Raw genomic sequence first — 12317 nt, forward strand, 5'->3', positions numbered from 1 at the left:
ATTAGTCAGTAATCACTGTATGAACTAATTTAGGAGCCACTGCTGTTTCAGCGATAGAAATGTTCTCATAAATTTTTGCTTTTACATCTTCTACATTTTCACGATTTGCATAGATCGTTACGAATGGCTCGCCTTCTTTTACTGCATCGCCAACTTTTTTACGTAACATTAATCCTACTGCTAAATCAATTTCATCTTCTTTTGTTGCACGTCCAGCACCTAGTAACATAGCTGCAATACCAATCTCATCTGCAACAATGTTAGAAATAACACCTGAAGTTTTAGCTGGTACATCAATTACATACTTCGCCTGTGGCATTTTTTCTGGATTGTCTACAATTGAGCTATCTCCGCCTTGATTGCTTAAGAACTCTTTAAACTTCTCAGTTGCTTTTCCGTTTTTCATAACTTCAATTAGCATTTCACGAGCTTCTTCTAATGTATTTGCTTTTTTCGCAAGTACGACCATTTGACTTCCTAATACAAGTACTAATTCTGTTAAATCTTCTGGACCTTCACCTTTTAACGTATCAATCGCTTCTTTCACTTCTAGAGCATTACCAATCGCAAATCCAAGAGGTTGTGACATATCTGAAATAACAGCCATAGTTTGACGTCCTACATTATTTCCGATACGTACCATTGCATGTGCTAATTCTTTTGCATCTTCTTCTGTTTTCATAAATGCGCCAGCACCTGTTTTTACATCAAGTACGATCGCGTCAGCACCAGCTGCAATTTTTTTACTCATAATTGAACTTGCGATTAAAGGAATTGAGTTTACTGTTCCTGTTACATCGCGTAATGCATAAATCTTTTTATCGGCTGGTGTTAAGTTTCCTGTTTGTCCAATAACAGCTACTTTATCACGGTTTACAATATCAATGAACTGCTCTTTCGTAATTTCAACGTGGAATCCTTCTACCGCTTCTAACTTATCAATTGTTCCGCCTGTATGTCCTAAACCACGACCAGACATTTTTGCTACTGGCACATCTAAAGCAGCTACTAATGGCCCTAATACTAATGTTGTTGTATCACCTACACCGCCAGTTGAATGTTTGTCTACTTTAATTCCTTCAATTGCTGATAAATCGATTGTTTCTCCAGACTCCACCATTGCCATCGTTAAATCTGCACGTTCACGATCTGTCATATCTTTAAAGAAGATTGCCATTGCAAGCGCACTCACTTGATAATCAGGGATACTTCCATCTGTATATCCATTAATAAAGAATTTGATTTCTTCAGTCGTTAATTCTTTGCCGTCACGTTTTTTTGCAATAATATCTACCATTCTCATTACAATCACCATTCCTTTTTATATGATATAAATCTATTAAAATAATAAGCCAACGATTGTTGCTGATAAGAAACTTACTAATGTTGCACCGAAAAGTAATTTCAAACCGAATCTTGCGACTACATTCCCTTGCTTTTCATTTAAGCTCTTAACTGCCCCTGCAATAATTCCAATTGAAGAGAAGTTTGCAAATGAAACTAAGAATACAGATATAATCGCTGTCGTTCTATCTGAGAAATTAAAGTTTCCTTGTGCTAAATCTGTCATAGCGACAAATTCATTTGATACTAATTTTGTTGCCATAATATTTCCGGCATTAACTGCTTCGTGCCAAGGTACACCCATAATAAATGCAAATGGTGCAAATACATAACCAAGTATTTCTTGGAACGAAATACCAATTACACCTTTAAATACTGCATTAATGAATGCGATTAAAGCAACGAAACCGACTAACATAGCTGCTACTGTAATCGCAACTTTAAATCCATCTATAATGTATTCCCCTAATACTTCAAAGAAAGTCTTTTTCTCTTCTTCTTGTACTTCTAACATATCTTCTTCTTCAGTAACTTCATACGGGTTAATGATAGAAGCGATAATAAAACCACCAAATAAGTTAAGAACTAAAGCGGTTACAACATATTGCGGTTTTAATAACACCATATATGATCCGACGATAGACATTGAAACGGTAGACATTGCAGATGCACATAATGTATACATCCTTTTCTCTGGCAATAACCCTAATTGTTTCTTAACTGAAATAAACACTTCAGATTGTCCTAAAATCGCAGATGCAACTGCATTATATGATTCTAGTTTCCCCATTCCATTTACTTTACTTAATGCTAGACCGATAGATTTCACAATAATAGGTAATACTTTAATGTGTTGCAAAATACCTATTAAAGCTGATATAAATACGATTGGCATTAATACACTTAAAAAGAACGAGAACTCTTTTTGATTTACTAATCCACCAAATACGAAATTCACACCATCAGCGGCATATTTTAATAACTCTCCAAAACCATCTGCTATTCCGCTAATTAATATATTCCCTACACTTGTATTTAATAATAAAAACCCCAAAATAAATTGTAATATAACCATCGTTATGATTGGGCGATATTTGACTTTCTTTCTATTATTACTAGCAAGCCAAGCGATACCTAAAATCAATACGAGGCCAAAAATACCAATTAAGTATTTCATAAGCCGTCTCCTCCCATTCGTATCCGCTTACATTTTTTTCAATTATTAAAGCAATAGATACACTTTACTTTGTGTATCTATTGCTTTTGACTTCATTAATGATTAGTAGTTATCTGTAGCACCTTTTGCATCATTTAATACGATTGCAACACTAGCACTTGCTCCAACGCGAGAAGCTCCAGCAGCTACCATTTTGTCTGCATCTTCACGTGTACGAACGCCACCAGATGCTTTTACACCAACGTTTGGTCCAACTGTTTTACGCATTAATGCGATGTCTTCAGCAGTTGCTCCGCCAGTTGAGAATCCAGTTGAAGTTTTTACGAAATCAGCACCAGCTTTTACTGATAATTCACAAGCGCGTACTTTCTCTTCATCTGTTAACAGGCAAGTTTCAATGATTACTTTTACAAGAGCTTTTCCTTTTGCTGCTTGTACTACTTCATAAATATCTTTTTCAACGAACTCATTATCGCCATCTTTTAAAGCGCCTACGTTGATTACCATATCAACTTCAGTTGCACCTTTTGCAATAGCATCTTTTGTTTCGAAAGCTTTTGTTTCAGTAGTGCTTGCTCCTAATGGGAAACCGATTACAGTACAAACATCTACGTCATGTCCAGCTAATTCTTCAGCAGCTAGCTTCACCCATGTAGGATTAATACAAACAGAAGCGAATTTATATTCCTTTGCTTCTTCGATTACTTTCATAACATCTTCTTTTGTAGTATTAGCTTTTAAAATTGTATGGTCAATTAACTTTGCAATATTCATTATCTTCACTCCTCATATCTTTTAACAACTTCATTCTAACTCTTAGTTGAACAAATGTAAATACACTTTTGAAATTTTGTTCACTCTTTTTGAAAAGTTATTTTCTTGTAGTAAATAAAGCGCATTCTAACGAAGAAACATTTCCTATTTAAAATCAAAACTTTTATATTAACAATGGTAGTATGTATCTCAATATCCATAATTATTTTTAAAAAGGCAATTTGTATTCAAAAAACACTCCTGTAATTTATACATAACAAAATAAAAGGCTTTCTCAAAATTAACATCTTGAGAAAGCCTTTTATTTCTAATCTTTTTGATAATGTAACAGTTCTTTTGCTGTATGCTGATCAATAATTAATACATTTGCATACCCGCCACGTAACGCACCATCAATTGATTTTATTTTTCTATTACCACCGGCAACTAAAATAGAGCGTTTCTTCAATTTTAATTCTTCTAACTCAATCCCAATTGTACGTTGATTAATTTCTTCACTACTAATATTTCCGTCTCCATCAAAGAAACGTGAACAAATGTCACCGACCGATTGTTTTTTGAGTAAACTTGTTTCATCCTTATCGAAATAGCCTAATCGGAATAATAGCGCTTCGTCTCGCACTGTCCCTACAGTGAAAATTGCAATATTCGCTTGTTTCCCCATTTCAATAATATGATGAATATGTCGATCCTGCTCTACTAATTCCTTTGTCACTGCATTATCAAATATTACTGGTAGTGGTAAATTTCTTGGCGTCGTTTGAAAAGCATCTGCAAATAAAGCAATGGTCTCATTCGCATATGTATTTACACTCGAATGACTAATACCACCTTTTAACTGGACAACTTCTACACCTTTTACATGTTGTGGTACGATTTTTCTAGCGATTTCATACATCGTCATTCCCCAGCTTACACCAACGATATCACCGTTTTTAACCGTCTTTTCCATATACTCAGCTGCATATTTACTAATATACTCTGTAATCGTTGCATATTCTGGCACTGGAGAAAATACGACATGTGCCTCTAACAAGTTGTACTTTTCTTTCAGTAAATTTCCAACGTTATCTAAATCAGCAAATGGATCGGCTATACTAATTTGAACAAACCCTTTTTCTTTCGCGTACTTTAATAATCGAGAGATAGTCGGTCTTGAAATATTTAATTTGTTAGCAATTTCTTGCTGACTATAATCTGATTGATAATATAATCTTGCAACTTCAACGCTTAATTGTTGTTTATCTTTATCCATAGTAACTCGTTACATATCCTTTCCTGTATTTCCTTTTCGTTACAAGCATTATACAGCTTTATGCAAGAAATTTCGACTACCGAATTTTATCTATCTGAACTTCTACTACACTTAGTATTTAAAACGAAACTTTAATCAATGATTTTTTATCCATCCCCTACTAGTTATCTGCCCGCCCCCATAATGTAAGATTTTTTCTTATAAAGCAAATCGGTCAGGTTATTAAGGTAGTCATTTTTAAAGTTCAAATTAGATATGTTTTTAAAATCAGTATGAGCGTGTAAAATAGTAGTTTTGGAATAAACAAATAAAAGAAATAATCAATAGTGATTATTTCTCTTTTCATATACATATTTATTTTTGGAAAAACAATCTAACTCCAAATACTAATAATACGGCGCCTGTAATACCCTCTATTGTACGGTTCACTCTTTCTTTTCTTAAAAAAGTTCTTAATTGACGTATGAGTGAGATATAAAGTAAATACCATATTGCTGTCAAAGTCGTAAATGTGACTCCTAATAAAAGAAATTGTAAGAAATGATTTTGATTACTCACAATAAATTGGGGTAAAAAACTAAGGAAAAATACAGCAGTTTTTGGGTTTAAAATTGCCGTAGTAAATCCTTGTCTAAAGCTTTTAATTGCACCAATATTCTTAGATTCCATTTCTACTGAACCTGATATATCTTCTTTTTTATGTAAGGCACTTTTAATTGACTTTACAGCTAAGTAAATTAAATAAACTGCGCCAGCATATTTTATAAATGTAAATAACATAGCAAATTTCATTAAGATAGCAGAAAGTCCTAACGTAGCCATTATTGTATGAATCATCATTCCAGATATCGTTCCTAAAACAGTCTTTATCCCGCCATTTTTACCATGCGAGATAGTATTTTTTGTAACTAGTGCAAAACCAGGACCAGGCATCATTATGATTAACATTGCTGTAAGGATAAATAGTAGATAATTTTCCATGTTCTAGTATTTCCTTTCCAATTTTTAGTTTTGCTTACAGTATAGCTTTTTTCATTAAAACATTAAATACAAAAAGCTTAATCAGAAATTTATCTATCAAATTACAAATCCACCTCTCACAAAAACAGGATAAAAAATAAACAGCGGAACTAGTCCACTGTTTACTTCGCCACACCTTCATGTAATTTTTCTGTATAATCTTTTACATCTTTCCAGCTATCTTTCGCTGTATGTAAATCTTCTTTTATGAAGGTAAATTCTTCAGGGCTGATTCCTTTTACGTTTTGTAGTAAATTATTATATTTTGCCCCTACTGTATACCATTGATTTGATATATTTTGCAGTGCTGTAATTGCTGCATCAATCGTTTCAGTCATATTTGTTGTTTTATTTTTTACATCTGTCAATATTGCCACTTCTGCTTGTGCTCCAGAAATTCTATCCTTTAAATTGGTGATTTCTCGTTCTGCATTGGCGATATCTTTTTTCGCAATAGCAATCATCGGTCCACCAGCAAGACATGTTATTAGCGCTACGCACAGTACGCCACCAGCAATGACCATATCATTACTCTTTTTGATTGAATCATTATATGTATTTATTTGTTGCTCTAGAGCTGGAATACCAGCATTCGTACTTGCCAAAATCGATGTTAATTGATTTGTATCCTCTTTAAAACTATTTGTGTCTTTCGCCATTCTATCGCGAAAAGCTTTCAAATCCCCTAATAATACATCTACCTCATTTTGATTCTTTACAATATCCGCATACAATTTTTCTAAATCCGCTTTTAATTTCCCACTATCCTTTTGTTCAATCGCTATTAACATGCTATTATAATACGCTTGAAAAGTATTATTGTAATTAATAATATTTTGATCTGTTTTCATAATTTGAGGCTTCATATGATCTAACCAATACGCTGCGTTAATTTTTGCATCTCTTTGGTGCTGAACCATATTTCCTTTAAACTCACTATTAATGGAACTTATTTTACTCAAATCAGTCTCTTGCTGATTTTGAATTAATTTTGCATATGAATCCATTGCAAATATGCTCGATGTCGTTTGCGCCATTACATCTTGGAATCCAGCTGGCCCTAACGAATAATTTTTCACACTTTCTTGCAATGTTTTTACATTTGGTTCTGCTGCAAAAGGATGTAAAGGAAATGTGTTACTCGTTGCCACCCCAGCAATCATTAACGCTAAAAGACATTTTTTATAAAATCGTTTCTGCATTCTTTTCACCTATTTTCTTTATAAGAGTATAAAAAGCTCCTGCTCACAACTGAACAGGAGCTTCAAATCATTCATCAATACGTAACGCTCTAACGATTCGTATTTGATTAAGCTTTTTTCGTATCTACTACTTTAATATCTTCAGCATAAATCTTTTCTGCATAATCTTTAATGTTTTTCCAGCTATCTTTCGCAATGTTTAAATCTTCTTTAATGAAAACAAGGTCGTTTGGACTAATTGAATCTACATTTTGAAGTAAAGAATTGTATTTTGATCCCATTGTGTACCATTGGTTTGAAATGTTTTGCAACGCTGTAATTGCAGTATCAATTGTATTTGTTAAATACTCCGTTTGTGTTTTAATATTCGTTAACCCAGCTACTTCTAATTGAGCAGTTGTAACTTGTCCTGTTATTTTTTGAATTTCAGCTTGTGCATTATCAAGCTCTTTCTTCGCTAATACGATTCCAGCTGTACCACCGCCTACTGCTGCTGCACCACCTGCAATTAACGCGACTCCTAGCGGCGTTCCTGCACCTGTAGCAATGACTACTGCACCACCAATAATGGCAATTGGCCCTAGAGCTGTCGCAACTGATGAACCAATAATAATTGCATTATACTTACTAATCGCTTCATTATACGTTGTAATTTGATTTTGCAGAAGCGGGATTCCTGCATCTTGACTAGCTAATATAGATGTAATTTGATTTGCATCACCCTTGAAGTTTTGCGTATCGGACGTCATTTTGTTTCGGAATTTCTTCAAGTCTTCTACTAACTGATCTACCTGCGCTTTATTTTCATTAATACTACTTGATAATCTAGTTAACCCTTTCGTAAGAGTCGCTTTATCTTTTGCGTCTACCGCAGTAACTAAAGTATCATAATAGTTTTGGAATTTCGTATTGTAATTAATAATATTTTGATTCGTTGAAATAAGCTGTGGTTTTAATACATCTAACCATTGCTTCGCATTTCCTCTAGCTGTATCCTGGTGCTGAATCACTTTCCCTTTTAAAGCCGTATCAACAGACGATACATTACCAAAGTTAACATTACCTTGTTTAATAATTGTTAAAGCGTACAGATCCATTACTAAAGCATTTGAACCTGTTCTTTCCATTGCATCTTTTAAGCCTTCTGGTCCTAATGAGTATTCCTCATAGTCATTATAAGCTTTTGCTACCGCATGAACTGGAGCTTGTTTCACTGTACTTTCAGCTGCATACGTATGAGCTGGCATGATGTTCCCTGCTGCAAATACTGCCATAAGTGCTGATAGAGCCATTACTTTATAAGGTTTTTTTGTCATTTTTCTTCTCTCCCTATATCGTTACTTATTTTTAATGTACTTCAACGTTTGTAACGTAATCTTCAAATTGATTTGTTTGCTTATTCATTTCATCACTTACTTTTTTAATTTGATTGAAATGTTTTTGAAGTAAACTACTATCTGTATATGTGCCTTCTTCAACATTCTTTTGAATTTGGATCATATTATTATTTAAAACTTTCCAATCTGTTAATAACGTTTCTAAAGTTATAATTTGACGATCGATTAGTTCTGTAAAGCTACTTACTTGATCTTCAACAAATGTAATTTGTGTCGCTTCTGCTTCAGTTTGTGATAGCTTTTGAATAAGTGGTAGTAGCTCTTTTTGCTTTTGCTGAATGCGAAGAGCCGCTTCCCTCGTTTGACTATCTGCAGCATTTACAATTTCATTACTTAAAGTACCGATAGAAACAAAATCAATTGTTTTCGTTTGTGCAGTTTGATTTGTAATTGTAAATACTTGTTTACCGATATTAATAGAACCTTTAATAATTTCTTGAGGTCTATTCAAAATAGTCGTTAGTTCAGCTTGAATTTCCCCTTGAATTCTTTTAATATCTTCTCTTAACTTCACAATATCTCCGCTTGATCCTTGTAATGTTTTGATTGCTTCATCGGCTTTAATTGATAAGTTGCTACTATCTTTATCTAATACCATTTTAAATCGATTTAACTCTAATAAATCTCGCTCCATACTCTCTTGGATGCTTTGTACTTGCAATTGTAACTTTCCATATGCACCTGTAAAATCTGTTTTTGCTTGTTCATCTTCATTTACGTTTCCTGCTAGTTCATAGAGCTTACTATAATAGCTATTAAATCTAGTACTATATCTCATCATCTCTTGATTTAAGTCGATTAGCTTCGGATTATATTCATCAATCCACTCTCTTACATTTGCCTTCGCAAACTTTTGATGATTCGTCAAACTACTCATCGCATTCACCTTAATGTCTGGCTGTTGTAAAATAACTAATCCGTATGCTTGTATTAGCGGTGACTGTGATCCTAACATTCGAATTGAATTAGATAATGTATTTGGAGCAATTACATTTTGTGCATATACTGTTTTCACTTCTGTTTGCCCCTCCATTGCGTAAGCGCTTACAGGAATAAAACAACTCGTAGATACTGCTGTAACCAATAACCCTGTAATTAAAGTCTTTTTCACTTTAACTCCTCCTATGTATTAGCAACTATTACTATCGCATTTTATTATTCTATTTTCTTGCACATAATTTGAGATGGTTAAAATAGAGAACGTTCTCACCGCGATCCATGTATGAACCACCTCTCTCAACTTTTATTGCTACAGTACTTACTTATTGTTATAAAACATTTCATATGTGATTAGTATGAATAACATTGTATAAAATTTCTATTTTATAGCCATTTCCACATTCACACAGTGAATATATTACATGAAAATATTATTCATTTTAAACTAAATAACGTACGTAAATATGAAATTTCGTTTTGTTTTCATGTAAGTTTTGTACTGTAAGGTCATTTAAACACAGCTATTTATCTATCGTAAAGAAGTATTTTCATTCCCTTTATTTTCAAGCTTTCATGTCCTTATTTCAAAATATAATCCGCTACACTATTTCAATTGAAATATCCATATATCACAACGAAAATTCCTACTTATCCATAGATATAAAAATTATATCAATATACTTTTTAGTCTCATATGCAATTATGCATAGTGTATACACAAAAAGGATAGCTTCACTTTCATGAAGCTATCCTTAAAAAATCTTCTTACTTTTTCAAATGATATGGAACTGTCGTAATAACAACATTTCTTTTATAGAGTAAATACGCACGAATGAGTAAACTAGACTGGTTATGAAGAATGTTATGCCAACCTTTTTTCGGAATGAACTGTGGTATAACGACCGTAACTCGGTAATTTGATTCACTCGCTTTATATTGCACTGTATCAATAAACTTTGTTAGCGGTTGAAGAATGCTTCTATAATGCGAATGCAATGTAACAAGTCTTACTTCAGGTTGCCACTTCTTCCATTTCTCTTCGAATTTCTTTTCCTCTTCTCTGTCAAAAGCAACATATACAGCAATTACTTGATCTGCAGAAAGAGACTTCGCATAGTTCAATGAATTTTCTACCACATGTGTCATACCAGCCACAGGAACGACAATTACATTTCCCTTAATCGGAACTAGAGGTTCACAAGTTTTTAAACTTAACTGATCACCAACCGCATCATAGTGCCTCTTAATTCTGTGGAATAGGAATATGATTGCAGGTAAGAAAATAAGTATCGACCAAACTTGTGCGAATTTAGTTAAAAAGAACATACTCATTACAATAAAACTAATGACTGCTCCAATTAAATTGACCGTTAATCTCAAAGCCCATCCTTCAGGCTTTTCACGAAGCCATTTTAATACCATACCAGTTTGAGAAAGTGTAAATGGAATAAATACCCCTACTGCATATAACGGGATTAAATGTTCTGTTTGCCCTTGGAAAGCTACAATTAAAATAATCGAAGCAATCCCCAGTATAATAATACCGTTTGAGTAACCTAGGCGGTCTCCTCTAATCGTAAACATTCTCGGTATGAATTTGTCTTTTGCAAGGTTAACTGCTAATAGCGGAAATGCAGAATACCCTGTGTTAGCAGCAAGAATTAATATTAAAGCCGTTGTACCCTGTATGAAATAGTACATGAAATTACGTCCAAATGTTTGTTCAGCAATTTGTGAAACAACTGTTACTTCCTTACTTGGAGAAATTCCGTAATAATAAGCTAAGAAAACAATTCCTGAAAATAAAACAGCAAGTAATGCACCCATTGCAAGCAATGTTTTCGCTGCATTGTTTGGCGCAGGATCCTTAAAGTTTGGAATTGCATTTGAAATTGCTTCAACACCTGTTAAAGCCGAACTACCTGATGCAAATGCTCGTAACAGTAAGAACAAACTAATTCCCGCAACTGGTGTTCCAATCGGCGTGTGTAAGGCCTGCGACACGTGACCAGTTAAAATATTATAAATCCCTACCCCAATTAATATGAATAGTGCTAAAACGAATAAATAAACTGGATATGCTAAAACGGAAGCTGATTCCGTTACACCTCTTAAATTTAATATCGTAATCAATATAACAAATATAACTGCAATAATTACTTTATGTGCATGTAAGCTCGGAAAAGCAGACGTAATCGCATCTGTACCTGCAGATACACTTACTGCAACAGTTAAAATATAATCGACTAATAAAGATCCTCCAGCTATTAACCCTGGATTCATCCCTAAATTTTCTTTTGATACAACATACGCTCCTCCGCCATGCGGGTAAGCGAAAATAATTTGTCGATAAGATAAAATAAGAGCAGTTAATAATACTAATACCCCAACAGCTATCGGAATGGAATACCAATAAGCTATTGCCCCTAGACCTGTTAATGCGATTAATATTTGCTCTGGTCCGTATGCGACCGATGACAATGCGTCAGAAGATAAAATGGCTAGTGCCTTCGTTTTATTAAGCTTTTGCTCTCCTAACTCAGTTGATTTTAACGGCCTTCCAATTAAAAACCTTTTGATTGATGAAACCACTGCTGTCCACTCTCCAATAATTTTGTACGAACTTTTCTGTTAGTTACAGCGGATAAACGATTTCTTCAGGAAACAAAAAATGTCTACAAGCCATAACGAAATAGACTTGTAGACATTATTTTTTTTGTCGCACAAGCTCCACCTTCCTTCTCAATATAACGCTTACGAGGTTAGCTGTCGGATTCGGGCCTATGAGTAGCCCTACCTTTTTCAAGGATTCACCCCATTGGATTACGTACTAATCCATAAGAACGGGTCCCCCGTACCATGCGGTTTCAGCGATTTAGAAAATTGAAACTGTGGATTATAATACTCCTTTATTTTCAAAATGTAAACAAAAATTTTGAAAAAGAAAAAATTTAAATGATTGCGCATAATCCGCCGGTAAATATACATAATGAATATTAAAAAATCGATAAAGGAGACCCATATGTCTAAAGAAAAGAAGCCTATTTTTTCCGATTCCTATTTAGATGCATTAGCAAATGAAATTAATCAATTATACGGTAAACGTGAACAGGAAATAAATTTGACAGATAGAACGAAAAGAAATAAAGTGAAACTTTAATCAGTGGGGGTTTTCTTCATCCCCCACTGATTATTAGTTGAACCAATCG

Annotated in this window: 10 protein-coding genes and 1 riboswitch; of the genes, 1 reads left to right on the top strand and 9 read right to left on the bottom strand. The window is 33.8% G+C overall.

The window, feature by feature from the left end; all coding sequences use genetic code 11:
• Window position 1: 1 nt before the first annotated feature.
• The 9 genes from BAQ44_RS11875 to BAQ44_RS11915 all read right to left on the bottom strand — a co-directional run bounded on the left by BAQ44_RS11875 (window position 2) and on the right by BAQ44_RS11915 (window position 11700).
• Window positions 2–1303: a pyrimidine-nucleoside phosphorylase gene (locus tag BAQ44_RS11875; RefSeq protein WP_001983022.1), complete on the bottom strand. Its 1302-nt coding sequence runs from the start codon at window positions 1301–1303 to the stop codon at window positions 2–4.
• Between the two features lie 36 nt (window positions 1304–1339).
• Window positions 1340–2521, bottom strand: a complete 1182-nt coding sequence (locus BAQ44_RS11880) for a NupC/NupG family nucleoside CNT transporter (RefSeq protein WP_000876173.1) — start codon at window positions 2519–2521, stop codon at window positions 1340–1342.
• Between the two features lie 102 nt (window positions 2522–2623).
• A complete protein-coding gene (gene deoC, locus BAQ44_RS11885) occupies window positions 2624–3295 on the bottom strand; it encodes a deoxyribose-phosphate aldolase (RefSeq protein WP_001017444.1) in 672 nt (223 codons plus the stop codon).
• A gap of 307 nt (window positions 3296–3602) precedes the next feature.
• Window positions 3603–4550, bottom strand: a complete 948-nt coding sequence (deoR, locus tag BAQ44_RS11890; protein ID WP_071721768.1) for a DNA-binding transcriptional repressor DeoR — start codon at window positions 4548–4550, stop codon at window positions 3603–3605.
• A 354-nt stretch (window positions 4551–4904) separates the two neighbouring features.
• Complete coding sequence (locus BAQ44_RS11895) at window positions 4905–5531, bottom strand: LysE family translocator (RefSeq protein WP_061680205.1); 627 nt, start codon at window positions 5529–5531, stop codon at window positions 4905–4907.
• A 161-nt stretch (window positions 5532–5692) separates the two neighbouring features.
• Window positions 5693–6772: a non-hemolytic enterotoxin NHE subunit C gene (gene nheC, locus BAQ44_RS11900; protein WP_063260195.1), complete on the bottom strand. Its 1080-nt coding sequence runs from the start codon at window positions 6770–6772 to the stop codon at window positions 5693–5695.
• 107 nt (window positions 6773–6879) lie between these two features.
• Entirely contained in the window at window positions 6880–8088 is a 1209-nt protein-coding gene (gene nheB / locus BAQ44_RS11905) for a non-hemolytic enterotoxin NHE subunit B (protein ID WP_063260194.1), read from the bottom strand.
• A 31-nt stretch (window positions 8089–8119) separates the two neighbouring features.
• Window positions 8120–9280: a non-hemolytic enterotoxin NHE subunit A gene (gene nheA, locus BAQ44_RS11910; RefSeq protein WP_071721769.1), complete on the bottom strand. Its 1161-nt coding sequence runs from the start codon at window positions 9278–9280 to the stop codon at window positions 8120–8122.
• A gap of 593 nt (window positions 9281–9873) precedes the next feature.
• Window positions 9874–11700 (bottom strand): potassium transporter KimA, encoded by a 1827-nt coding sequence (locus BAQ44_RS11915; protein WP_071721770.1) that lies wholly within the window; start codon window positions 11698–11700, stop codon window positions 9874–9876.
• A 144-nt stretch (window positions 11701–11844) separates the two neighbouring features.
• Window positions 11845–11991, bottom strand: a riboswitch (cyclic di-AMP (ydaO/yuaA leader).
• A 139-nt stretch (window positions 11992–12130) separates the two neighbouring features.
• On the opposite strand from BAQ44_RS11915, the gene BAQ44_RS31035 reads away from it, so the two are divergent.
• On the top strand, window positions 12131–12268 hold the full coding sequence (locus BAQ44_RS31035; protein WP_061680200.1) for a hypothetical protein: 138 nt from the start codon (window positions 12131–12133) through the stop codon (window positions 12266–12268).
• The last annotated feature ends 49 nt before the right edge of the window (window positions 12269–12317 follow it).

This window comes from Bacillus mobilis, from assembly GCF_001884045.1.
Classification (GTDB): domain Bacteria; phylum Bacillota; class Bacilli; order Bacillales; family Bacillaceae_G; genus Bacillus_A; species Bacillus_A mobilis.